This window comes from Paracoccus aestuariivivens (assembly GCF_009711225.1).
Lineage (GTDB): Bacteria > Pseudomonadota > Alphaproteobacteria > Rhodobacterales > Rhodobacteraceae > Paracoccus > Paracoccus aestuariivivens.
Window position 1 is genome coordinate 71,452 of sequence record NZ_WMIE01000001.1, and the last position, 22,180, is coordinate 93,631.

At 62.6% G+C, this 22,180-nt stretch carries 21 protein-coding genes; 8 read left to right on the forward strand and 13 right to left on the reverse strand.

Annotated features, from left to right (window positions below; genetic code table 11):
- Positions 1 to 15: 15 nt before the first annotated feature.
- Positions 16 to 2,082, forward strand: coding sequence for a glycosyltransferase (locus GL286_RS00360; RefSeq protein ID WP_246184789.1), 2,067 nt, complete (start codon positions 16 to 18; stop codon positions 2,080 to 2,082).
- Here the strand turns inward: GL286_RS00360 and GL286_RS00365 are convergent.
- On the reverse strand, positions 2,079 to 4,895 hold the full coding sequence (locus GL286_RS00365; protein ID WP_155093575.1) for a [protein-PII] uridylyltransferase family protein: 2,817 nt from the start codon (positions 4,893 to 4,895) through the stop codon (positions 2,079 to 2,081). The two genes, GL286_RS00360 and GL286_RS00365, sit on opposite strands and share 4 nt — an antisense overlap.
- A 274-nt stretch (positions 4,896 to 5,169) precedes the next feature.
- On the opposite strand from GL286_RS00365, the gene GL286_RS00370 reads away from it, so the two are divergent.
- The 3 genes from GL286_RS00370 (at position 5,170) to ilvN (ending at position 8,504) form a co-directional block, all read left to right on the forward strand.
- The gene (locus tag GL286_RS00370; RefSeq protein ID WP_155093576.1) at positions 5,170 to 6,003 is read left to right on the forward strand and encodes an arginyltransferase; all 834 of its coding nucleotides are present in this window, start codon (positions 5,170 to 5,172) and stop codon (positions 6,001 to 6,003) included.
- A 157-nt stretch (positions 6,004 to 6,160) separates the two neighbouring features.
- Complete coding sequence (locus tag GL286_RS00375) at positions 6,161 to 7,918, forward strand: acetolactate synthase 3 large subunit (RefSeq protein WP_155093577.1); 1,758 nt, start codon at positions 6,161 to 6,163, stop codon at positions 7,916 to 7,918.
- A 25-nt stretch (positions 7,919 to 7,943) separates the two neighbouring features.
- Positions 7,944 to 8,504, forward strand: a complete 561-nt coding sequence (gene ilvN, locus GL286_RS00380; protein WP_155093578.1) for an acetolactate synthase small subunit — start codon at positions 7,944 to 7,946, stop codon at positions 8,502 to 8,504.
- Between the two features lie 4 nt (positions 8,505 to 8,508).
- Here the strand turns inward: ilvN and GL286_RS00385 are convergent, their stop codons facing one another.
- Positions 8,509 to 8,835 (reverse strand): hypothetical protein, encoded by a 327-nt coding sequence (locus GL286_RS00385; RefSeq protein ID WP_155093579.1) that lies wholly within the window; start codon positions 8,833 to 8,835, stop codon positions 8,509 to 8,511.
- Between the two features lie 250 nt (positions 8,836 to 9,085).
- Positions 9,086 to 9,823, reverse strand: coding sequence for a M48 family metalloprotease (locus GL286_RS00390; RefSeq protein ID WP_155093580.1), 738 nt, complete (start codon positions 9,821 to 9,823; stop codon positions 9,086 to 9,088).
- A 148-nt stretch (positions 9,824 to 9,971) separates the two neighbouring features.
- Here GL286_RS00390 and GL286_RS00395 point away from each other — a divergent pair, with 148 nt between their 5' ends.
- Positions 9,972 to 10,226: a hypothetical protein gene (locus GL286_RS00395; protein WP_155093581.1), complete on the forward strand. Its 255-nt coding sequence runs from the start codon at positions 9,972 to 9,974 to the stop codon at positions 10,224 to 10,226.
- On the opposite strand, the gene GL286_RS00400 is transcribed toward GL286_RS00395, so the two are convergent.
- A complete protein-coding gene (locus GL286_RS00400) occupies positions 10,223 to 10,471 on the reverse strand; it encodes a DUF167 domain-containing protein (protein WP_155093582.1) in 249 nt (82 codons plus the stop codon). The two genes, GL286_RS00395 and GL286_RS00400, sit on opposite strands and share 4 nt — an antisense overlap.
- Before the next feature lie 144 nt (positions 10,472 to 10,615).
- Between GL286_RS00400 and GL286_RS00405 the strand changes: the two genes are divergently transcribed.
- Positions 10,616 to 11,182, forward strand: coding sequence for a nitroreductase family protein (locus GL286_RS00405; RefSeq protein WP_155093583.1), 567 nt, complete (start codon positions 10,616 to 10,618; stop codon positions 11,180 to 11,182).
- The gene (locus tag GL286_RS00410) at positions 11,182 to 11,865 is read left to right on the forward strand and encodes an EI24 domain-containing protein (protein ID WP_155093584.1); all 684 of its coding nucleotides are present in this window, start codon (positions 11,182 to 11,184) and stop codon (positions 11,863 to 11,865) included. Before GL286_RS00405 ends, GL286_RS00410 begins: the two co-directional genes overlap by 1 nt.
- Here the strand turns inward: GL286_RS00410 and GL286_RS00415 are convergent.
- Positions 11,862 to 12,122 (reverse strand): DUF1467 family protein, encoded by a 261-nt coding sequence (locus GL286_RS00415; RefSeq protein ID WP_155093585.1) that lies wholly within the window; start codon positions 12,120 to 12,122, stop codon positions 11,862 to 11,864. The two genes, GL286_RS00410 and GL286_RS00415, sit on opposite strands and share 4 nt — an antisense overlap.
- A 205-nt stretch (positions 12,123 to 12,327) precedes the next feature.
- Between GL286_RS00415 and GL286_RS00420 the strand changes: the two genes are divergently transcribed.
- Positions 12,328 to 13,059 (forward strand): response regulator, encoded by a 732-nt coding sequence (locus tag GL286_RS00420; protein WP_155093586.1) that lies wholly within the window; start codon positions 12,328 to 12,330, stop codon positions 13,057 to 13,059.
- Here GL286_RS00420 and GL286_RS00425 read toward each other — a convergent pair.
- The 8 genes from GL286_RS00425 to GL286_RS00460 form a co-directional block, all read right to left on the reverse strand.
- Positions 13,047 to 13,742 carry a GNAT family N-acetyltransferase gene (locus tag GL286_RS00425; protein ID WP_155093587.1) on the reverse strand — a complete coding sequence of 232 codons (696 nt, stop codon included), beginning with the start codon at positions 13,740 to 13,742 and terminating at the stop codon, positions 13,047 to 13,049. The two genes, GL286_RS00420 and GL286_RS00425, sit on opposite strands and share 13 nt — an antisense overlap.
- A gap of 21 nt (positions 13,743 to 13,763) precedes the next feature.
- Positions 13,764 to 14,945, reverse strand: coding sequence for a DUF1501 domain-containing protein (locus GL286_RS00430; protein WP_155093588.1), 1,182 nt, complete (start codon positions 14,943 to 14,945; stop codon positions 13,764 to 13,766).
- Between the two features lie 9 nt (positions 14,946 to 14,954).
- The gene (locus GL286_RS00435; RefSeq protein ID WP_155093589.1) at positions 14,955 to 16,325 is read right to left on the reverse strand and encodes a DUF1800 domain-containing protein; all 1,371 of its coding nucleotides are present in this window, start codon (positions 16,323 to 16,325) and stop codon (positions 14,955 to 14,957) included.
- A gap of 152 nt (positions 16,326 to 16,477) precedes the next feature.
- Complete coding sequence (aspS, locus tag GL286_RS00440; protein ID WP_155093590.1) at positions 16,478 to 18,253, reverse strand: aspartate--tRNA ligase; 1,776 nt, start codon at positions 18,251 to 18,253, stop codon at positions 16,478 to 16,480.
- Positions 18,254 to 18,312: 59 nt separating this feature from the next.
- A complete protein-coding gene (locus GL286_RS00445; protein WP_343038798.1) occupies positions 18,313 to 18,918 on the reverse strand; it encodes a CPBP family glutamic-type intramembrane protease in 606 nt (201 codons plus the stop codon).
- A 26-nt stretch (positions 18,919 to 18,944) separates the two neighbouring features.
- Entirely contained in the window at positions 18,945 to 19,736 is a 792-nt protein-coding gene (locus GL286_RS00450) for a glycoside hydrolase family 25 protein (RefSeq protein WP_155093592.1), read from the reverse strand.
- 251 nt (positions 19,737 to 19,987) lie between these two features.
- Entirely contained in the window at positions 19,988 to 20,671 is a 684-nt protein-coding gene (locus tag GL286_RS00455) for an alpha/beta fold hydrolase (RefSeq protein WP_155093593.1), read from the reverse strand.
- A 26-nt stretch (positions 20,672 to 20,697) separates the two neighbouring features.
- Entirely contained in the window at positions 20,698 to 22,077 is a 1,380-nt protein-coding gene (locus GL286_RS00460) for an FAD-binding oxidoreductase (RefSeq protein ID WP_155093594.1), read from the reverse strand.
- Positions 22,078 to 22,180: the final 103 nt, after the last annotated feature.

The following is a 22,180-nucleotide window of genomic DNA, read 5'->3' on the forward strand; positions in this document are numbered from 1 at the left end:
AACGGGGAATCACCCATGACCGGCATGCGCGCTCGTGCATCGATTCTAAGGAAAGGCGACCTTGCGGTTCCGGCAGACACCCCTGCCGGGCCGCATAAGGCCGTCATCGATACCCGCGATAATCGTCCCTTGGGGCAGATCTTGTTGGACGATGGCGCGGTCGATCCCGGGAACCTGCTCAAGGCCCTTGTCATGCGGCAACGGCAATCCGTCCGGCTGGGCGAGATCTTGTTGTCGAATGGCTGGGTCGAGGAAGACGCGCTGGTCCGCGCCCTTTCCCGCCAATGGCGTGCGAAAGCGCTGGATCTTGACGAAAATCCGCCCGACCCCCGACTGATCGATATGGCTGGCGCCGCGCTTTGCCTTGCCGAGGGGATCGTGCCTTGGCGTCAGGTTGGTGGCGTGACCTTTGTCGCGACCGCCCGCCCCGACGAATTCGACGTGCTGCGAGCAAGATTGCCCGCCGAGCTGGGCGCGCTGCGGATGTTGCTATGTACGGAAAACGCCGCGCGCGAGGCTATATTGAAGACGCGCAAGACCTCGCTCGTGCGTCAGGCTGAGCTTCGCGTTCCCGCCGATCTGAGCTGCCGCACCCGCAATGAACCGCGCACGGGTCGGATCGCCCTGACGTTGGGCGCTATCTGCACGGCTTCGCTACTGCTCCAACCCGTCATGGCGCTGGCCGTCCTGACATTCTGGGCGGTCCTGACCTTGCTGGCCTCGATGGTGCTGAAGGCGTTTTCATTCTTGGCGATTTTGCGGCAACGCAATCAGGCAATCGGGCTGGAACGCGCTATTGCCTTGGGTCACGTCACCCCTGCCGAGATGAAAGCCCCCTTGCCGGTGATCTCGGTCATGGTCCCGATGTTTGCCGAGGCCGATATTGCAGACCGGTTAATAGGACGGCTGGCGCGGCTGGATTATCCCCGCGAACTGATGGATATCCTGTTCGTCGTCGAGGAAACCGACCGGATCACCTGCGATGCGCTAGACCAAACAGAACTGCCCCGATGGGTCCGCGTGGTGCATGTGCCGGACGGCCCGATCCGCACGAAACCGCGGGCATTGAATTATGCGCTGAACTTTTGTCGTGGACAGATCGTCGGTGTCTGGGACGCCGAAGACCGCCCCGAACCCGATCAGTTGCACAAGGTGGCGCGCGGTTTCCACTTCGCCGCGCCGGATGTCGCCTGCCTGCAAGGTATTCTGGATTACTACAACCCCCGTACCAACTGGCTCGCGCGGGCCTTCACCATCGAATATGCAAGCTGGTTCCGCGGCACTCTGGCGGGCGCGGCGGCGCTTGATCTGGTCGTCCCGCTGGGGGGAACGACACTGTTCTTCCGCCGCGAACTGCTTGAGCAAGTCGGAGCTTGGGATGCATGGAACGTCACCGAGGATGCCGATCTGGGTGTGCGTCTGGTCCGCCATGGCTTCCGCACGGAAATGCTGGACACCGTCACCCATGAAGAGGCGAATTGCCGGACCCTGCCGTGGGTCAAGCAAAGATCGCGCTGGCTCAAGGGCTTTGCCATGACCTGGGCCGTGCATATGCGCGACCCAAAGGCGCTGTGGCGCGATCTGGGGCCGCGCCGCTTCATCGGATTGCAGGTGCAGCTTGCGGCTTCGGTCTCACAATATCTGCTCGCCCCGCTGCTCTGGAGCTTCTGGCTGCTCGGCCTTGGCCTGCCCCACCCGATGCGGAACCTGATCGAAGGGCATCTCGGCGGTCACGCCGTATCGGCACTGTTCACCCTGTTCATCGCATCCGAGGCGCTGAACATGGCGATCGCGGTATGGGCCGTGCGTGGCAAGGACCATCGGCATTTGATCGGATGGGTGCCAACCATGCATTTCTATTTTCCGCTGGGCTGTCTGGCCGCGTGGAAAGCGATATACGAGGTCGTCCGCCGCCCGTTCTACTGGGATAAAACCCAGCACGGAGTATTCGACGCCGGCCTCGAAGAGGACATCCCCACGCAGGCGACGGCAGCACTTATCCCGCTGAAGGGTCACAACGGGATGGTTTCGAACGGCACGATGCAGACCTCTACGTTGCCCGTCTTGGGTAAAACTGGCTAGCTGGGTTCGGTTTGCGCCTCGGCCAAAGCAGAATCGATGATTTCACCGGCTTGTGCCACGACGGCTTCAAGTCGAGCTGCCAGTTCCGCAAGGTCGTTCGTACCGGTCTCGCGCAGGAGAAACGCTTGGCCACCCTCGCCCAGATTTTCCATGTCGAGCGGTCTTTCTGTCAGCAGCCGACCCGAGCATTGCAGATTCCACAGAAACCGGCGGGCCGTCGCGAGCGTATCGGCTTCGGCCCGACCGATCAGTCCGGCGCGCGGACCGGCACGCAATTGCGCCTGAACAGCCCGAGTCGATGATCCGGTCCGCAAAGCAAAAAATTGCGCCAGTAACTCGATATCCTGCAACCGCCCGCGCCCGATCTTGGCCTCCCACGCGCCGTCAGGGGCCTTGGCCGCAAATATGCGGGCGCGCATTTCTGACAGGTCGGACATGACATTCGAAGCTTTACCCCTGCTTTCCAGAACCTCCAGACGCAAAGCCTCGACCTCATTGCCCAAAGTCGCGCCGTCGGTACCGCAAGAACCGATGACGCGGGCGCGGGTCAGGGCCAGATGCTCCCATGTCCAGGCCTCGGTCATCTGGTAATCGCGGAACGATTGCACCGAGGTCGCGACCGGCCCCTGCCGACCCGACGGGCGCAACCGCATATCGACCTCGAACAGCCGTCCCGACGATGTGGGCGCGGATAACGCGGTGATCATCGCTTGGGTCAGGCGGGCATAATAGGCACGCGGCGCAAGGGGTTTCGCCCCGTCCGAACTGTCCTGCCCCGCCGCGTCGTAGATCACGATCAGGTCGAGATCCGAAGCCGCGTTCAACTGCCGCGCGCCAAGCGACCCCATGCCCAGAATGACGGCTCCCCTGCCCGGAGGCGGACCATGGCGCCGGGCGAATTCATCCGCCACCAGCGGGAAAAGCGCGCTGACAGCCGTATCGGCGATATCGGCGTATTGGCCACCTGCCTCTTCGGCCCCGATCAAAGCCCGCAATTGATGGACGCCCGTGCGGAACTGCCATTCATGCGCCCAGCGGCGCGCTGCGTCCAAAGCCCCCTCATAGCCACCGTCGGGAGCGGCAAGAACCTGCGCCAAATGCGCATCGAGTTGCTTGTGAAGCCCCGCCGCACCCGGCCATTCCGAGAAGAAGCTGCCCCCCAGCACCGCGTCCAGCACCTCGGAATGCCGCGCAAGATAAGCGGCAAGTCCCGGAGCCGTACCGCAGATATCGGCCAGCAGATCGATCAACTGGGGATTGGCCTCGAACAACGAGAACAACTGTACGCCCGCAGGCAATCCGGCCAGAAAGGCGTCAAATCGGGCCAAGGCGTTCTTGCCATGATCGCTGCCGATCAGGCGGGCCAGAAGCTCGGGCTCGATGCGGGCGAAAACCTGTCTCGCACGTTCCGAGCGCAGCGCCGGATAGGCGCGCCAGCCATCGACCATCGCCTGCGCCTCTGGCGAAAGTCGCGGACGGTCGCGCTGCTCGGAGGGGGTGAAAAAGCTTGCGGTCAGGGTTTCGACCCGCGCGAGCCGCTGGGCCAGACGCGAGGACCACGCCGCGCTATCCGCTTCGCCCATCATCTGGGCGATGGTTGCGATTCCTTCCGGCGAATTCGGGACAAGATGGGTTTGCGCGTCATTGACCATCTGGATGAGATGCTCGATCTCGCGATGCTCGCGGTAGTGATCGGTCAGTTCGGCGGCGACCTCGGGCGGAATCCACCCTTTTTCCGCCAGACGGACCAATCCCTCGACCGTGCCACGCACACGCAGATCCGGATCGCGCCCGCCCGCGATCAACTGGCGGGTCTGGGTGAAGAACTCGATCTCGCGGATGCCGCCCTGACCCAGTTTCATGTTATGGCCGGGAACCTCGATCCGACCGTGCAACCCCTTGTGGTCGCGAATGCGGCGACGCATGTCGTCCGTGTCCTGAATGGTCGCGAAATCCAGATGCCTGCGCCAGACGAAGGGGCGCAGATCGCGCAAAAACCGCTCTCCCACCTCGATATTGCCGCCGCAGGGTCGGGCTTTGATATAGGCCCCGCGTTCCCATGTGCGGCCTTCGGCTTCGTAATAGGCCAATGCCGCCGAAACCGACATGCAGACCGGTGTGACCGCCGCATCGGGGCGCAGGCGCAAATCGGTGCGGAACACATAGCCCTGATCGGTATTGTCCGAGATCGTCGCCGCCGCTTTCCGAGTCGCACGGATCAAGGCTGCACGGGCCTCGAACTGGTCGTCGCGGGCATAGGCCGTGTCGTCGTAAAGAACGATCAGGTCGATATCGGACGAATAATTCAACTCGGCGGCACCCATCTTGCCCATCGCAAGCGCAGTGATGCCGCCCGCATCGCTGCCGGATTCGGGCAGTTTGCCGCGCGCGCGTTCATGCGCGACGTGAACGCGCAACGCCAGATCCACCGCGCAATCCGCCAGATCGGTCAACGCCCCCGTGACGCGTTCTAGCGGCCAGACCCCGCCCAGATCGGCGAGCGCGGTCCAAAGCGCCACCCGTCGCTTGGCGCGGCGCAGCGCCGGTCCCAAAGCCTCGGCCCCAAGATCCTGAAACCCCTGCGTCTCGCGCCGGACGATATCGTCATCGACCGCTTCGCGATCTTCCAGAGCCGAGGAAAGCCAATCGGCCTCAAGTCGGATCAGACCGGCAAGATAGGGGCTGCAACCCGCCGCACCGCGGATCAGATCGGAAAGGCCGGAATCAAGCGGCGCAAGCGCATCAAGCGCGGCCTGACCGCGGGCGGGATCGGCGGGAATCGGATGGCGGGTGATGCGGGCTGCGAATGTCATGGCCCGAACCTAACGGGGGCAAAGCCAAGGTCAATCTGGGCCGTAGCGATCCGGCATCACCCGCATAGGCGGAAATGTCACCTTCACCGCGACGGATCGGCGCAGCCCGCCGTTTCCGCGCTTGGACTCGGGCAGATCTGTTGGTACGCTTCCGCCACTCTATATCCGAGCAATTACTGGTTGGCCGTTCTTTGCCGATGTGCGCAGATCTGATCAGGTACCGAATGCTAAAGCGCGATCGCAAACCCGGCCCAACTGACGTTGGGAGCGGCTGATGCGGCATACCGTTCCCCATGCGCCACAATTCTATGTGACCGCGCCGCAGCCCTGCCCCTACCTGCATGGCCGCGCCGAGCGGAAACTTTTCACCGCGCTGGCCGGTGATTCCGCTAATGAACTGAACAACGCCCTGTCGCGTCAGGGCTTCAGACGCTCGCAGAACGTGTTGTACCGGCCAAGTTGCGAAAGCTGTGTCGCCTGCATGTCCGCGCGGATCAGGATCGCGGATTTCAAACCCTCGCGCACGCAAAGGCGGGTGATCAAGCGCAACGCCTCGTTGCGGCGCATGGCGACAAGTGCATGGGCGACCGAAGAACAGTACGAATTGTTCCGCCGCTATCTGGACCAACGCCACGCCGATGGCGGCATGGCCGACATGGACATCTTCGAATTTGCCGCGATGATCGAGGAAACTCCGGTCCGAACCCGCGTCATCGAATACCGCCTGACCGAACCGGGCTGCGCGCCGTCGCAGGATGACCGGCTGATCGCGGTCTGCCTGACCGATGTGCTGGATGACGGGCTAAGCCTTGTCTACAGCTTCTACGACCCACGTTTCGAGGCTTCGAGCCTTGGCACGCATATCATTCTGGATCATATCGAACTGGCGCGTGGCGCAAGCCTGCCCTTTGTTTATCTTGGCTATTGGGTGCCCGGCAGCCGCAAGATGGATTACAAGGCCCGCTTCTCGGCCCTAGAAATCTACAAGGGCGGCGTCTGGCAGCCGATTGGCGATCCCGAGCAGCATAATTCCGACATCCACCCCCTGTCGGTTGCCCCCATTGTCGAACAAGTCGCCCGTATCGACCTGCCGCACAGATCGCGATAAGCGAGTTTTCCGCAACAATATTACAATTGATCGCGTTTTGCGGTCATTTTATTGGATTTGGCCCATTGACCCTTTCTCGCCACCCCCATAGGTTCCGGCGGCGCGAAGGCGGCTGATGAGTGTGCGCCCGCGAGACGTTTGAACAAGGAGAATGGGCATGTCCCGAACCATGACCGGTGCAAGGATGGTAATCGAAGCTCTGCGCGATCAGGGCGTCGACACCGTATTCGGCTATCCGGGTGGCGCGGTACTACCCATTTACGACGAGATCTTTCAGCAGAACGACATCAAGCACATTCTGGTCCGCCACGAACAGGGCGCGGTCCATATGGCCGAGGGTTACGCGCGTTCGACCGGCAAGCCCGGCGTCGTTCTGGTGACCTCGGGTCCCGGCGCGACCAACGCCGTCACCGGCCTGACCGATGCGCTGCTGGATTCGATCCCGCTGGTCGTGCTGTCGGGTCAGGTCCCGACCTTCCTGATCGGCACCGACGGCTTCCAGGAGGCCGATACCGTCGGCATCACCCGTCCCTGCACCAAGCATAACTGGCTGGTCAAGGAAACCGACGATCTGGCCGCGACGATCCACAAGGCGTTCCATGTGGCGACCTCGGGCCGTCCGGGTCCGGTTCTGGTCGATATTCCCAAGGATGTGCAATTCGCGACCGGCGAATATGTCGGCCCGAAGCAGATCGCGACCCCCAGCTACCAGCCCGCCAAGAAAGGCGATCTGGACGCCATCACCCGTCTGGTCGAGCTGATGGAAAAGGCCGAGCGCCCGATCCTTTACACCGGCGGCGGCGTCATCAACTCGGGGCCTGCTGCGGCGCAATTGCTGCGCGAACTGGCCGATGCGACCGGTTTCCCGCTGACCTCGACCCTGATGGGTCTGGGCGCCTATCCGGCCTCGGGCAAGAACTGGCTGGGAATGCTGGGGATGCACGGGCTGTATGAGGCCAACATGGCCATGCATGACTGCGACCTGATGATCGCGGTCGGCGCGCGTTTCGACGACCGCATCACCGGCCGCGTCAAGGATTTCAGCCCCGGCTCGGTCAAGGCCCAGATCGACATCGATTCCAGTTCGATCAACAAGGTCATTCATGTCGACCTGCCGATCGTCGGCGATGTCGGCCATGTGCTGGAGGATATGCTGAAGGTCTGGAAGGCCCGTGGCCGCAAGACCAATGCCGAAGGCCTTCGCAAATGGTGGGCCCAGATCGAGCAGTGGAAGGCCGTGAAATGCCTGACCTATCGCAACTCGGACAAGGTCATCAAACCGCAGCACGCGCTGGAGCGGCTGCAAGCCCTGACCGCGCATCGGAAGGACCGCTACATCACCACCGAGGTCGGTCAGCACCAGATGTGGGCCGCGCAATTCCTGCATTTCGAGGACCCGAACCGCTGGATGACCAGCGGCGGGCTGGGGACGATGGGCTATGGCCTGCCGGCTTCGGTCGGCGTGCAGGTCGCCCATCCCGATGCGCTGGTCGTCAACGTCGCCGGCGAGGCGAGCTGGCTGATGAACATGCAGGAAATGGGCACTGCCGTGCAGTTCCGCGCCCCGGTCAAGCAGTTCATCCTGAACAATGAACGCCTTGGCATGGTCCGCCAGTGGCAGCAATTGCTGCATGGCGAGCGTTACAGCCAAAGCTGGTCCGAAAGCCTGCCCGATTTCGTGAAGCTGGCCGAGGCCTTTGGCTGCAAGGGCCGGTTGGTCAGCGACCCGGCGGAACTGGACGACGCGATTCAGGAAATGCTGGATTACGACGGCCCCTTCATCCTCGATGTGATGGTCGAGAAGCACGAGAACTGCTTCCCGATGATCCCCTCGGGCAAGCCGCATAATGAGATGATTCTGGGCGAAGCCTCGACCGAAGACGCCATTACCGGCGTCGGCGGGGCGCTGGTCTGATCATCATTACAGGGAAGACAAGAACATGGCGGCACTGAAGATCGAAAAGGGCGCGTCGAGCCATTCGGCCTATGACCTGCGCGACCCGAACGCCCAGACCATCGAAAGCCACACCCTCGCGGTGCTGGTCGATAACGAAGCGGGCGTCCTTGCCCGCGTCATCGGCCTGTTCTCGGGGCGTGGCTTCAACATCGACAGCCTGACCGTGGCCGAGGTGGACCATCTGGGCCACCGCTCGCGCATCACCATCGTGACCCGTGGCACCCCCGCGGTGATCGAGCAGATCAAGGCGCAGCTTGGCCGCATCATCCCGGTCCACGAGGTCCATGACCTGACCGTCGAAGGCCCCAGCGTCGAGCGCGAACTAGGCTTGTACAAGGTTTCCGGCAAGGGCGAAAAACGGGTCGAGGCACTTCGGATCGCCGAGATCTTCCGCGCGAATGTCGTGGATTCGACGCTGGAAAGCTTTGTGTTCGAGATTACCGGCACGCCCGAGAAACTGGACGCATTTGCCGATCTGATGCGTCCTTTGGGCCTGTCCGACCTCGCCCGCACCGGCGTCGTCGCGCTGTCGCGCGGCGCCTGACCAATCAGCCGGCAGCCGCGATCTTGTCGGGTCGCGGCACGGCATCGTGAACGTCATTCGAAATCACGCGCAAAACCGGCTGCGGTTCGCCCATCTCGCGCAAAAGCCCCGGCAGGTTCGACTTGCCATGGGCTGAAACGATCAGAACCGAACGCGCCATCCGATGCTGCCCGACATCCTCGTATTCCAATTCGACAAGATCGCCGGCCTCGGGCCAGTCATCTCCCAGCAGGTTGTCACGGCCCTGAAGATAGGCCAATGCAGCATGATCCTCGCACCAGATGATCGCCTTTTCGCGCGGTGTGTCGCTCCATAGGATTACGCCGATCATACATTCCCTCAGGGTAGCAACCCGCGAGTGACGGGCTCTTTACTCAATCTTTAGGAGAAACTATTGGCGATATACCGCCCAGGGAAGACGCATATTGGCGATTCTTCGCCGATATGCGAAGGCAAATGGAACCAAATCACAAGTTCGCGCATCAATTACACGCAGAAATGCCAAGAATATTGAAAATAAACAGTTTAGTTGAGAAAGCCGCTCGCTTAAGACTGCTGCATCTCTGCCACAGCCGCAGAAATTATCGCGCCCTTCCGGCGCGATAATCCGCCACAGCTCGGGCGACTTGCTGCATGCGGGCCGCACTCGATGGATGAGTGCCCAAAATCTTATCACCCGGATCAGGGATACGCGCAAAGAACTGCGCTCCGTGTTCGGGATCGAAGCCGGCGTTCAGGGTGATGATCGCGCCAAGGTAGTCGGCCTCGAGTTCCCAATCCTTCGAATAGTAACGCGCGCCGAACTGCGCTCCCATCTGCTGGGCGCTTTCGATGGCATCCGGATTGCCGCCATAGGCGCTGGCAAGCCCACCAAGGATCACTGCTCCCATAGCGGCGGCGGTCGATTTGCGGTCGATATGGCCTAGAATATGGTGGCTGGCCTCGTGCCCGACGACAAAGGCCAACTCGTCGGCATTGCGTGCCTCGCCGATCAGCGACAGGGTAAAGCCGATGACGGGCCGCCCCTTTGCGTCGACGGTCTGGAAGGCGTTCGGCTCTAGCCCCGAGCGATCATCGACGAGGAACTGGAAATCACAATTGATCGGTTGGGTGCGGCGCTGGACGCATTCCCGCTCGACTGCGGGTTCCATGCGGTTGATGACGCTGATGAAGGTCCGCGCCGAGGCGCGCGCACCCGACGATGAACCGGACGAGGGCGCGATACTGGGCGCTGGCTGGACTTCCGGCTGCTGCACGGGCTGGGCAACGCAACCCGCCAATGCCAGTGCCGCGACAGCTACCGCCTTCCAAGCCTTCATGATTCTCGCCTTTTGCCTGCTATTCCGGCGGCACGTTCCGCGCGTCGCGACACCTTATCCGGCCTTGTCGGGGCTCGCCAACCCCCGCACTTGCCGACGGCCGCAGTTCACGCGAAAGTTGGAGTATAACTGCCCAGAAAGGCCAGCAATGTTCACCATCGAACATGACTTCGACGCCACCGTCATTACGCTTGTCGACGAACTGCCCGACGGTGCCCCAATCGGGGCGCGGCCTCTGAACGAAGACGTCGTCATCCAAAGTTTCGACGACCGCGTGATCGTCGAGCAATATGATCCCGATACCGGCGAGTTGGCCCAGATCGTGATCACGATCGAACAACTCGAAGAACTGCGCGCCGCGCTGAATCTGCCCGAGGGTAATTACCGGCTGGAACGGCGCTAATCGATCCGGAACACCTTGTCGCGCGAGGTTGCTCCGCGCAGCAGGGTCAGTCTGGATTTGGCGATGCCCAGCGATTTCGACAGCAGCTTGACCACGGCTGCATTCGCCTTGCCGTCCTCGGGGACCGTCGTGACCAGAACGCGGACCGCACCGGCCTGAAGCGTGATCTCGTTGCGAGAGGCGCGCGGCGTCACGCGCACCGCGATCTCGGTGCCGCTGACGGCAAGATGGCTCAGGTCGGTCATCGGATTCCTGCGGGGCTGGTCATTTCCCGCCTTATATGGCCATCTGCAGCCAGATCGCCACCGCGCTGTCGGCGACCCGAAAGCGAGACGGACACAACGCCTTCGCGGCTCAGCCAAGCGCAACAAACATTCTCGAGGTCCGCCTTGCAATATTCCGACCCCGCCACGATTGCCTTCCTGCGCCAGCGCCGCTCGCACCCTCCGAAGCTGTTAACTGGCCCGCCGCCTGCGCGTGCCGAGTTGATGAATCTGCTGGAGCTCGCGGCTCGCGTTCCCGATCACGGCAAACTCGAACCGTGGCGCTTTGTCGTGCTGGAACGCGACACGCTGGACCGGCTGGCCCCGCTGCTGGCCGCATACGTCGCCGCTCAGGGCGGGGATGAGGCCGCCGTGGAAAAGGCGCGCTCGGCCTTTGACTCGCCGGTGATCGTGGCGGTGGTCTCGTCTCCGGTGGACAGCCCGAAGATCCCCGAATGGGAGCAGTTCCTGTCTGCTGGCGCGGTATGTCTTGAACTGCTGAATGCCGCGCTGGCGGCGGGCTATGGAGCCGCCTGGTTGACCGGTTACGCAACCCAGGCCGAATTCGCCAACGCCCATCTTGGCGTATCCGGACATGAGCGCGTCGTCGGCCTTGTCCATATCGGACAGCGGGGCACGACACCGCCGGATCGACCAAGGCCCGATATCGCTGGCAAGACGGTTTTCCTGTAATGGTCCTGAAATCCCTGAGCCGTGCTTGGGGCGACCTGCTGCGGCCACGCGTTTTCAGCGTCGTCTTGATGGGGATCGCGTTGACGCTGGTCCTGTTTGTCGCCCTACAAGCCGGAGTTTTCTGGGCCGTCAGACTATTCGCCCCCGACACCGTCACCCTGCCGTGGATCGGCGAGATCGCGATCAGCGGCGCCCTGTCTTGGGGATCACTTGCGCTGTTTCCGATCATGTCGATCTTCCTGATGGCTCCGGTGACGGCAAGCTTTGCTGGTCTTTTCGCAGAAAAGGTCGCGGATGTGGTCGAGGACGTCCACTATCCCGCCGCCAAGGGCCTACCGGTCGATTTCATGGACGGGCTGATGGAATCCCTGGCGGTCATGGGGGCAGTGATCGGGGTCACGCTGGTGTCACTGGTGCTGACACCCTTCATCGGACCTTTAGCTTCGATCCTGTTCTATCTGGCGAACGGCTGGCTGCTGGGACGGGAGTTCTTCCAGATGGCCGCAAGACGGCATCTGCACGCCCCGCAAGCGACCGCGCTGCGCAACCGCATGATCTGGCAAGCAACGACGCTGGGGGTCCTGATCACGCTGTTGGTCACCGTGCCATTCCTGAACGTGCTGGTCCCCGTGCTGGCGGCGGCGGGCTTCACCCACCTGTTCCACCTGAGCCCGCAGCGTTAGCCGGTCAGGGCCTCGATCTGGGCACGGGTGATGACGCCGCCCAGAATGATATAGGCGATCACACCCCAAAGCAGCGCCGAGATCAGCGTGGCCCAGATCATCTTTTTCTTCAGCTTCGGCTCATGCGGCGCGCCCGCGGGCGTGCCGGGAGTGATCTGCCCCACATCTGCCTGACTTTGCTGTCCGATCGGCAGCAGGACAAACAGGACCAGAAACCACAACACGGCATATAGGACGATACCTCCGGTCAGGTTCATGCGCCCATCCCCACGAAAACGGGCGACGACAAGGCGTATGCGGGCGATTTGGGCATCAGTTCCTCCGGTTCCTCTGCGAGAGTTTTAGGTCGCGGACCAGACGCAGGAAAGAAGAATCCGGCGACGACAAATTGGCGTTAACCGCTTCTTAGGGGAATCAGGCCAATCTGGATCGCAACAGCGATTCACTGGAAGGATTTCGGCGATGACGGATGACGCAGCGCACGACAGCAACGACATTCCAAAATGGCGTTCGGTTCTGCCGGACCGCCCGCTTGCCGGACTTACAGTGCTGGTGGTCGAGGATTCACGTTACGCATCCGAAGCGATGCGCTTGCTTTGCCTGCGCTCGGGGGCACGGATCAGGCGGGCCGATACCATACGGTCGGCGCTGCGGCATTTGCAGACCTATTGCCCGGGTGCGATCATCGTCGATATGGGCCTGCCCGATGGCGACGGGGCCGAGATGATCCGGACAATTGCCCGTGCCACACCCCGCGTTCCGGTCATCCTTGGCATTTCGGGGGATGCGGACAACCGCGATACCGCATTGCAGGCGGGTGCGAACGGGTTCCTGACCAAACCGATCGAAAGCCTTGGCCAATTCCAGCAGGCGATCCTTGGCGCCCTACCCGCCGAGGCCCGCCCCACCGGCTTGCGCGCGATCACCGACGAACTGATCATACCCGACCGCGCGGCATTGCACGACGATCTGGCCCATGTCGCCGAGATTTTGCAGGTCGCCGATGACCTGCAGGCCATCGAGTATATTGCCCGCTTTCTGGCCGGAATCGCCCGCTCGGCCCATGACGAACCGCTAGAGGATGCAGCGACCGCACTGGTGCGGGATCGCATCAACGGACCGGAACTGACGATGGATCTGGCCCGCATCAGTGGCATGGTACAGGAGCGGCTGTCGGCGGTTCAACGCCCCTGAAGCGCGCTTTCGGTCAGTTCGGACAGCCGCCGGATCTGGGTGCCGTCCGCCGCGAAATTCTGCGGATCAAGCCATTGCGCATAGGCATCGCGCAAAGCCGGCCATTCCCCGTCAAGGACCGAGAACCAGGCGGAATCTCGATTGCGCCCCTTGACCAGCAGATGCTGTCTGAAAGTGCCCTCATAGGTGAAACCGTAGCGCCGCGCCGCCAGCATCGAGGGCTTGTTCAGCGCGTTGCATTTCCATTCGACACGACGGTAGCCCGCCTCGAACGCCCAGCCGATCATCAGCAGGATCGCTTCGGTCGATGCAGCGCCCCGCTGCAGTTCCGGAGCGATCTGGATATGGCCGATCTCGATGACGCCGTTCGCCGGATCAATGCGCAGAAACGACGCGACACCGCCAATCCGGCAGGTCGCCTTGTCCCGCATAGCGTAAAAGAACGGATCGGATTTCTCAGCCACCGCCTGTTGCCATGCGCGATATTCGGAAAGATCAGTGAAGGGACCATAGGGCATATAGTCCCAAACCCAGTCGCTTCCCTGATTGGCATGAAAAAGCGCTTCGGCATGGCGTTCGGGTTGAAGCAACTCAAGCGTGACATAGCGTCCGCTCAATTCTGGACCCGGAACGGGAGGCGTCGAAAAATTCGCGACAACGGGGCCGACGGGTCGATCAGTCATAAAATCCTCGCGGAAGCCGGATCAGGCGAGGATCTTCGGATCATGGCCAAGGTCAAGCCCCGGAAAAATCGTCCGCTCAAGGACATCTTTCCCGATCCCGAACTGCCCGCGCAAGGCCCATGCGGCATAGGCGCGGACGTCGCGCGTCGGCAGCAGATCACGATCGGCATAAAGCTGACCATCGGCCAAACCCGGCCAATCGCCAAAGGCCCGCCCGCCCCGGATCGCCCCGCCTGCCATCAACAGCGCGCCGCCCGTGCCGTGATCGGTCCCACCCGAGCCGTTCTCGCGCACGGTACGACCGAATTCGGTCATCGCCAGAACAGTCGTGCTGCCCCAATTCGCACCTAGCCCATCGCGCAGCGCGATGATCGCAGCGGCCAGATTGTCCAAGGCGCGCCCCAATACATTGGGCTGGTTGGCGTGGCTATCCCAGCCCGAAAGCGAGAAGGCAGCGATCCGCGATTGCGCGTTCAACCGCGTGGCCGCAAACGCCCCAAGCGCCGTCGCATCCGCAGTCGGACCCTTTGTCATCGCGGTCTGGTCGGTTTCCGCCGCGATCCGGAAGGCGTCCCGCGCGGCTTCCCGAAAAATCGGATCGTCGTGATAGACATGATCGAACAACATCTGCGCCTGCGGCGACAGCGCCAGCGAGGCCCGCGGCGCCCAACCCAGATGCGCCGCCTCGCCACTGAGAATCCGCATCGGCTCCACGCCGACAGCATAGGCCGTCTCGGCAGTGCTGCCGGGCATGGCCTGCAGCATCCGGTTCAGCCAGCCGCCGCTGCGCCAATCGATGGGAAGGTCGTTCCCCGAACCGGCCTCGAGCAGATCCTGCCCGTCGAAATGGCTGCGCTTGTCGCGATAAGGCGTCGAAACCGCGTGGGCAAAGGCCAATTCGCCCTTGTCCCAAAGCGGTTTCAGCGGCGCGAGTCGCGGGTGCAGGGCATAGAATCCGTCCAGATCCAGCGCGCCATTGTCCGGCCCGACCGAGATATTCTGCCTGAGCTTTGCCAGCATGGGATCGCCATATGGCTGGATCGCGTCCAGCCCGTCCATGGCGCCGCGCAGAATGATCACCACCAGCCGACTGTCCGCAGGCAAGGCGGCGAAGGTGATGGTACTTGTCAGGGGATGTGCCGCAGCCGAGCACCCGATCAAGGCGGCGGATTTCAGAAACAGTCGCCGGTCAAGCTGAATCATCGGGGGCTCCTACCTCCGGTTGAAATCGTTGGAGGCAAGGATCAGCGCCACACCCTCGGCCTGACTCTCGGCCTTGGGAACCGCCCAGGCCAGTTGCTCGGACTGGGTGCCACCGAAAGTTGTCTCAATCATGGCGCGGGGATCGGGAGCCTGAGTCAGGAGTTTTCCCGGTGCCGTGAGCGCCCAACTGATCCGCGCAGCAAGAAGTTGGGGCGCGACCCAGGATTCCGCGCCTTCGGGCCAGCCGTCGGGGCCGATCGGACGCATCCAGCGTTGCCCCATCCGCGCGATCGGCTCGGTCAGCACTGCGGGAAGTTGCGGAAAGTCCAGTGCCATCACCTGCCGCCCCGTCACCCCAAGGGCGCGCAACGCCGCGACCACATAGTCGAAGGGTTGCCGCACCTTCTGGCGAAAGGTCGCAGCGAGTTCGGGATGCGTGATCATGACGCGATAGACCTGCGGCAGATGGCCGTCGGTGTCGAGCCATTTCGCGGCCATCGCATCGACAAGGTCCGGCGACGGGTTGTCCGAGACAAAATGCACCGCAAGCTTCCAAGAAATATAATGCGCCGCCTCGGGGCGACGCGCGATGTCTCGGAAGGCAACGCGGATGTCTTGCAAAACTGCCCGCTTGTCGCCGCCGTAGTTGATCCCCATGACGGTTTCAGCCCCCGGCTCGGCTATTTGCGGACGATAATTGAAGCCGTTGCGGTTGTCATAGCTGAGGCCGGTCATCAGTTCGGCAAGTTCTCGCACGTCCTTTTGCGTGTATGGTGCGCCGACGCCTAGCGTGTGCAGTTCCAGTGCCTCGCGCGCGAGGTTCTCGTTCAGGCCGATGTTCCGCTTCGGTTGCTTGATCGCGGCAATCGAATTCGGACCTTTGCTTCGGTTCTGATCCAGATACAACAGCATCATCGGGTGGGTGTCGGCAGCGAAAAACATATCTTCGAACCGACCGTTCACATGAGGGCGGATCGCCTCGTCCACGAATGCCATCGCAAGAGGATTTTGCCCCGGACCATCGGGCCTGACTGTGAAATGATCCGCCCAGAATTGGACCAGACGCTCTCCGATCCCAACCGGATCATCGACGGCCCGCGCGATCCGACGCTGCAGATCCCGATGTATCTGACGCCCCAACATTTGATTATGGGCCTGAAATTCCTTGTCCTCCTCCCCGCCGCGTTCCTGCCTTGCCTTGCGAAGATCGGCCAGACGGATGCTCATCGTGGCAGCGCGTGATGTCGTCATCGCCGTAGGCAATGGGGAAGCCAAACCAATGCCCGCCAGCACCTCGGCGGGATCTTGTGGCGGGGGCGTAAGCGGAGACAGGCCGTATCCAAGCCGAATGGCAGCAAGTTGTGGGAAATCTACCGTCATATGCCAAGCCGTCACTTCGGAAAATTCAGTCCCGAAGTTATGCCATATCATGAGCGAAACGTCAGTTCACGCTTTTGGCAGCTTTGTCCGGATATGCAAAAACCCGCCGAAATGCATCTGCTTCCGGCGGGTTTTCAAATCGTTATGCGAATTTACTCTTTAGGCAAACTGCGCAGACGCAATTCCCGCATCTGCTCGTTCGTCGGCTCGGACGGCGCACCCATCATCAGGTCTTCGGCGCGCTGGTTCATCGGGAACATGATGACCTGACGGATGTTCAACTCATCGGCCAGAAGCATCACGATGCGGTCGATGCCCGCAGCGCAGCCACCGTGGGGCGGAGCGCCATAGCGGAAAGCCTTGACCATGCCGCCGAAGCGTTTCTCGACCTCGTCATGGCCGTAACCTGCCAGTTCGAAGGCCTTGAACATGATTTCGGGGCTATGGTTCCGGATCGCGCCCGAAATCAACTCGTAGCCGTTGCAGGCAAGGTCATACTGGTAGCCCTTGATGTCCAGCGGGTCGCCCGACAGCGCGTCCATTCCGCCTTGCGGCATCGAGAACGGGTTGTGACTGAAGTCGATCTTGCCGTCATCGCCCTTCTCGTACATCGGGAAGTCGATGATCCACGCGAATTTGAACTGACTTTCGTCGGTCAAGCCCAATTCGCGGCCGATCTCGTTGCGGGCGCGACCGGCGACGGCCTCGAAGTTCTCAGGTTTGCCGCCAAGGAAGAAGGCCGCGTCGCCCTCGCCCAGCCCCAGTTGCACGCGGATAGCTTCGGTTTTCTCAGCACCCAGAGCTTTCGCGATGGGACCGGCAGCCTCGGTCGAGCCATCCTCGGCCTTGCGCCAGAAGATATAGCCCATACCCGGCAGGCCTTGCTGCTGGGCAAATGCATTCATGCGGTCGGCGAATTTGCGCGAGCCGCCGGTCGGCGCGGGAATGGCGCGAACCTCGGTGCCTTCCTGCTCAAGCAGTTTCGCGAAGATCGCGAAGCCCGAGTCGCGGAAGTGATCCGAGACGATCTGCATCTCGATCGGGTTGCGCAGGTCCGGCTTGTCGCTGCCGTATTTCAGCATCGACTCGGCGTAAGGGATGCGCGGCCATTCGGCATCGACGCGGCGGCCATTGCCGAATTCCTCGAACAGGCCCTGGATCACCGGCTGGATCGCGGCGAAGACGTCTTCCTGCTCGACGAAGGACATCTCGAGGTCGAGTTGGTAGAAGTCGGTCGGCGAGCGGTCGGCGCGCGGGTCTTCGTCGCGGAAGCAGGGCGCGATCTGGAAGTATTTGTCAAAGCCCGCAACCATGATCAGCTGCTTGAACTGCTGCGGAGCCTGCGGCAGCGCGTAGAACTTGCCCGGGTGCAGACGCGACGGCACGAGGAAGTCGCGCGCGCCTTCGGGACTGGATGCGGTGATGATCGGGGTCTGGAACTCGGTAAAGCCCTGATCCCACATACGGTTGCGGATCGAACGGACGACCTTCGAACGCAGCATGATGTTATTGTGTAGCGACTCGCGGCGCAGGTCGAGGAAACGGTAGGCCAGACGGGTTTCTTCCGGATAATCCTGATCGCCAAAGACCGGCAGAGGCAGGTCGTCGGACGGGCCCAGCACTTCCATATCGGTCGCGTAGATCTCGATCTCGCCGGTCGGCAGTTTCGGGTTCACCAGCGACGCATCGCGCAGTTTGACCTTGCCGTCGATGCGGATGACGGTCTCGGCGCGCAGTTTCTCGAGCCCTGCGAATGCGGGCGAGTCGCTGTCGGCGATGACCTGAGTGATGCCGTAATGGTCGCGCAGGTCGATGAACAGCACGCCGCCGTGGTCGCGGACCCTGTGGACCCAGCCGGACAGACGGATTTCGGACCCGGCATTCGCGGCGCTCAGCTCGCCGCAGGTATGGCTGCGATAGACGCTCATCTTGATTTCCCCTTGTTTCAGCGCCCGCATCAAGCGCGACAGGCCACGGAAGTCAAGTTCTAGAAGGGTCGCACGACGTTGCCCGAGTAGAAATATGCCCCCATTCCGACAGCGAACAGGACATTCCCCGCAACAGCATGCAGCACCCAAGCGGATGGAAAGCCGAAACGCAGATAGGCACGGGCAAAGAACCAGCCTCCGGCAAAGGTCAGGGCTGCCACGACCAGCGACCAGTACATCAGATGCGCGAACGAAAAGATCGCCGCATTCAGGGCAATCGCCCCCCTGCCTGATGGCAGCAACGCGCCGTAGCGGTGAAAGAACAGCGGGCGGAAGATCAGTTCCTGCGGCAGGGCGGACAGGATCGGGTAGAATACCCAGATCACCGGAATGAATTCGGGGCGGCTGCGCAGCATGTTGAACAGCGCACCGGGACGGCTGATCCACAGCACCGCCATACCCAAGAGCAGCGTGATGACCGCCATGCCCGCGATCTCGCGCCACGGCAGACGCGACCAGCCGCGCACCAGACTGCGCCAGTCAAAGCCGCCGGTGCGCCATAGCAGGAAAAGCCCCGCGACCGAGAAAAGCGCCAATGCCTCGAACAGAAGATGGCCGGGCATGAACAGCGCAATGACAAGTGGCGCTCCGAGATAGAGCGCCACGAATTCGATCCAGAGCAGACGGCGGCTTATTGCAGCCTCCGCTGCAACCAGAGCCGCCATTGCGCCGGACTGCCCGCAAACACGTTCAGGTCCACATTGCCGCTGATGCCGGGAACCCGTCCTGTGCCGGTATATTGCCAGAAGGTATATTGCTGGCCAGGATAGACGATGCGCGGATGGCCCGCGACCGAGCGCAGCCAGAACTCCTCGGGCCAACTGCCCAGATTGTTGTCGCGGTAGAAATCGACGGTCGTGTAGATGATCGGACGCTGGCCGTAATGGCGATGCAGGATGTCCTTGAAGATCTTGGCCTCGCGGAGGACCTCATGGCTGGGCGGACGACGCGGACAGGTCTTGGACGCGGTCCATTCCAGATCGATGACCGGAGGCATGGCATTGCGTTCACGTGGAACATTGGCGATGAACCATGCCGCCTGCTGCGCGCCCGAGCGGCAGAAGTAGAAGTAATGGTAGGCGCCGCGCGGAATGCGGGCCTGTGCGGCCTCGTACCAGTAGCGGCGGAAATTCGGGTCGGCGTGATCGCCGCCTTCGGTCGCCTTGATGAAGGCGAAGCTGATCCCCGAGTTACGGACCTGATTCCAATCGATATTTCCTTGATATCGCGAGATATCGATGCCGTGGACCATATGGTCATAGGGATGGCCGCCGACCCAGGCATGGGGCGCGGAATCGCCGAATTGCGGACCTGCGCCCGCTCCGGACACCACCGCGACCGGAGCCCGCCTGCCGCCTCCGCCACCACAGGCCGCGAGGGCGACCACCAGTAGGATGCTTAAAACCTTGCCAAGAACTCTCATGACTGCCCCTTGCCCAATGCCCGTGTTCTCCGGTGCTTTGGGTCTTTATCGCAAAGGTGCAGGTTTCTGTCACGATGGCGTGACAGTCACGAAAACGTCAGGGGCGAATACGTCGCGTGACGGTCGCGGTGCCGGATCGCGGCGGTGGTAGCTTTTTTCCAGCAAATGCTGGGATTTGCACCGCACAAGGCGTCCACCGCGCGTACACAGGCTGTACACCGGCCGTACACCGCGCCGATCACGAATTCCGCTCAGAGGGGCGAGGACAGGAATTCGCGCAGCAGTTGTGCCAGTTCATCGGGCATTTCCAGCGGCAGCATATGCCCCGCCGGAAGGCTGGCGAAGCGCGCGTTCGGGATGCCGTGGGCCAGTTCCCGAGCCTCGGCCATGCTGCGCAGCCGGTCCTGTTCGCCCGCCACGACCAGCGTCGGGCAGGTGATCCGGTCAAGCTGCGCCGTATCTCCGGCACGATAGAACCCTGCCTGCTTGCGAAAGCTGTCGCCGCCCAAGCGAAGGCTCATGGCGTGGACCCGCGCGATCAGGGCCTCGTCGCCCTCGCGCGAGGCGGCAAGCGACTGCGCGATCGAACGGCGCGACACACCGCGGAAGGTCGCCAGACCGGCCTCGGCCGCGACGACCCTGCGGCGGGCCTGCAACTCGTTATCGCCGCGCGACGATGTGGCGATCAGGATCAGCCGCGACACACGGTCCGGCGCCATCCGCACCATCTCGCGCGCGACATAGCCGCCCATCGAAAAGCCGATCAGGTCGAACTTCGCAGCCGAGACCAGCAACGTCTGCCGCGCCATATCCTCGATCGAGGTGGCGCTGTGGGGATCGGCATGGGTGAACGGACCGAAGCCGCCCAGCGCAGGCAGGATATCGGTCCAGAGATCCTGATCCAGCATGAAGCCCGGGACAAATGTCAAAGCCATAAGATATCCTGCCCTTGCTTCTGGACCTAGTTCGTCTCGGGGATCATCTTGCCCGGATTCATGATGTTGTCGGGATCGAGCGCCGCCTTGATCGCCGCCATCACGCCGATAGCCGCGCCGTGCTGGGCGCGCATCAGGGGGCGTTTACCGACGCCCACGCCATGTTCGCCGGTGATCGTGCCGCCCACGGCCAAGGCACGTTCGGCCATGCGGGTGGCGACGCGCTTGGCGGCAGCCAGTTCCTCGGCATTGCCGGGCATGACCAGAAGCTGCGAATGGAAATTCCCGTCTCCGACATGGCCGACCATCGGGCCGAGCAGGCCCTCGGAGCTGATGTCCTCGGCGGCGGCGGCGACCGCTGCGGCCAGATGGGACATCGGCACGCAGACATCGGTGACGACCGCAGTCGCGCCCGGTCGCAGGGCAAGGCAGGCGCGATAGGCCCCGTGGCGCATCCTCCACAAGGCGGCGCGTTCCGCAGGTGTGGTGGCCCAGTCGAACCCCTGCCCGCCGAAATCGGCGGCCAACTCGCCGAACTTGCTGGCGTCGTCCTTGACCGAGGCGGGCGAGCCGTGGAACTCGACCATCAGATGCGGGCCCTCATGCAGGCTGGTGCCATTCTGCAGGTTGAAGGCGCGGGCGGCATCGCCATCGACAAACTCGATCCGCGCCATGGGAATCCCCATCTGGATCGTCGCCGTCACACATTCGACGGCTTCCTCGAGCGTGCCGAAGGCGCAGACGGCGGCGGCGACTTCCTCGGGTTGGCCATGCAGGCGCAGGGTCAGTTCGGTGATGATGCCCAGCGTGCCTTCGCTGCCGACGAACAGCGCGGTCAGATCAAGGCCCGCGCTGGATTTCGCGGCACGGGTTCCGGTGCGGATCACCGTGCCATCGGCCAGCACGACCTCGAGCGCCAGAACATTGTCGCGCATCGTGCCGTAGCGCACGGCGGCGGTGCCGCTGGCCCGCGTCGCGGCCATGCCGCCAAGGCTGGCATTCGCGCCCGGATCGACGGGGAAGAACAGGCCCGTCGCGCGCAGTTCGGTGTTCAGCGCTTCACGCGTGACGCCGGGCTGGACGCTGACCTGAAGGTCACCGGCGCGGATGTCCAGCACGCGGTCCATCTTCATCAGGTCCATGACGATGCCCCCATGCAGGGCCAGAGCGTGACCTTCAAGCGAGGTCCCCGTGCCCCAGCCGATCACCGGAATGCGGTGCTGGTGGCAGATCCGCATGATGGCCGAGACTTCCTCGGTCGAGACGGGCCAGACCACGGCCTCGGGCGGTGGGGCGCTGTGATAGGTTTCAGAGCCGCCATGCAACTCTCGGTCGGCTTGCGCGAGGGAAAAGCGCGCGCCCAGCAATCGGGCGAGTTCGTCGGCAGCCGGAACGGGTATGGGCATCTGGTCCTCTCCTCATGGTCAGGCGTTTGATAATCCCGCTGTTGCGCAAAGGGCAAGGCAGGCAGAAAACACGCGCGAGAGGTGGACCCGTCCCCCGTGACGT

What these genes read in the sequence shown, in the direction of transcription:
- GL286_RS00420 (WP_155093586.1), top strand. Translation starts at nt 12,328, where the DNA reads ATGACGGATGACGCAGCGCACGACAGCAACGACATTCCAAAATGGCGT.
- GL286_RS00450 (WP_155093592.1), bottom strand. Translation starts at nt 19,736, where the DNA reads ATGAGAGTTCTTGGCAAGGTTTTAAGCATCCTACTGGTGGTCGCCCTC.
- aspS (WP_155093590.1), bottom strand. Translation starts at nt 18,253, where the DNA reads ATGAGCGTCTATCGCAGCCATACCTGCGGCGAGCTGAGCGCCGCGAAT.
- GL286_RS00425 (WP_155093587.1), bottom strand. Translation starts at nt 13,742, where the DNA reads ATGACTGATCGACCCGTCGGCCCCGTTGTCGCGAATTTTTCGACGCCT.
- GL286_RS00365 (WP_155093575.1), bottom strand. Translation starts at nt 4,895, where the DNA reads ATGACATTCGCAGCCCGCATCACCCGCCATCCGATTCCCGCCGATCCC.
- GL286_RS00400 (WP_155093582.1), bottom strand. Translation starts at nt 10,471, where the DNA reads ATGACCGACCTGAGCCATCTTGCCGTCAGCGGCACCGAGATCGCGGTG.
- GL286_RS00370 (WP_155093576.1), top strand. Translation starts at nt 5,170, where the DNA reads ATGCGGCATACCGTTCCCCATGCGCCACAATTCTATGTGACCGCGCCG.
- ilvN (WP_155093578.1), top strand. Translation starts at nt 7,944, where the DNA reads ATGGCGGCACTGAAGATCGAAAAGGGCGCGTCGAGCCATTCGGCCTAT.
- GL286_RS00360 (WP_246184789.1), top strand. Translation starts at nt 16, where the DNA reads ATGACCGGCATGCGCGCTCGTGCATCGATTCTAAGGAAAGGCGACCTT.
- GL286_RS00455 (WP_155093593.1), bottom strand. Translation starts at nt 20,671, where the DNA reads ATGGCTTTGACATTTGTCCCGGGCTTCATGCTGGATCAGGATCTCTGG.
- GL286_RS00435 (WP_155093589.1), bottom strand. Translation starts at nt 16,325, where the DNA reads ATGACGGTAGATTTCCCACAACTTGCTGCCATTCGGCTTGGATACGGC.
- GL286_RS00410 (WP_155093584.1), top strand. Translation starts at nt 11,182, where the DNA reads ATGGTCCTGAAATCCCTGAGCCGTGCTTGGGGCGACCTGCTGCGGCCA.
- GL286_RS00430 (WP_155093588.1), bottom strand. Translation starts at nt 14,945, where the DNA reads ATGATTCAGCTTGACCGGCGACTGTTTCTGAAATCCGCCGCCTTGATC.
- GL286_RS00415 (WP_155093585.1), bottom strand. Translation starts at nt 12,122, where the DNA reads ATGAACCTGACCGGAGGTATCGTCCTATATGCCGTGTTGTGGTTTCTG.
- GL286_RS00390 (WP_155093580.1), bottom strand. Translation starts at nt 9,823, where the DNA reads ATGAAGGCTTGGAAGGCGGTAGCTGTCGCGGCACTGGCATTGGCGGGT.
- GL286_RS00385 (WP_155093579.1), bottom strand. Translation starts at nt 8,835, where the DNA reads ATGATCGGCGTAATCCTATGGAGCGACACACCGCGCGAAAAGGCGATC.
- GL286_RS00460 (WP_155093594.1), bottom strand. Translation starts at nt 22,077, where the DNA reads ATGCCCATACCCGTTCCGGCTGCCGACGAACTCGCCCGATTGCTGGGC.
- GL286_RS00375 (WP_155093577.1), top strand. Translation starts at nt 6,161, where the DNA reads ATGTCCCGAACCATGACCGGTGCAAGGATGGTAATCGAAGCTCTGCGC.
- GL286_RS00395 (WP_155093581.1), top strand. Translation starts at nt 9,972, where the DNA reads ATGTTCACCATCGAACATGACTTCGACGCCACCGTCATTACGCTTGTC.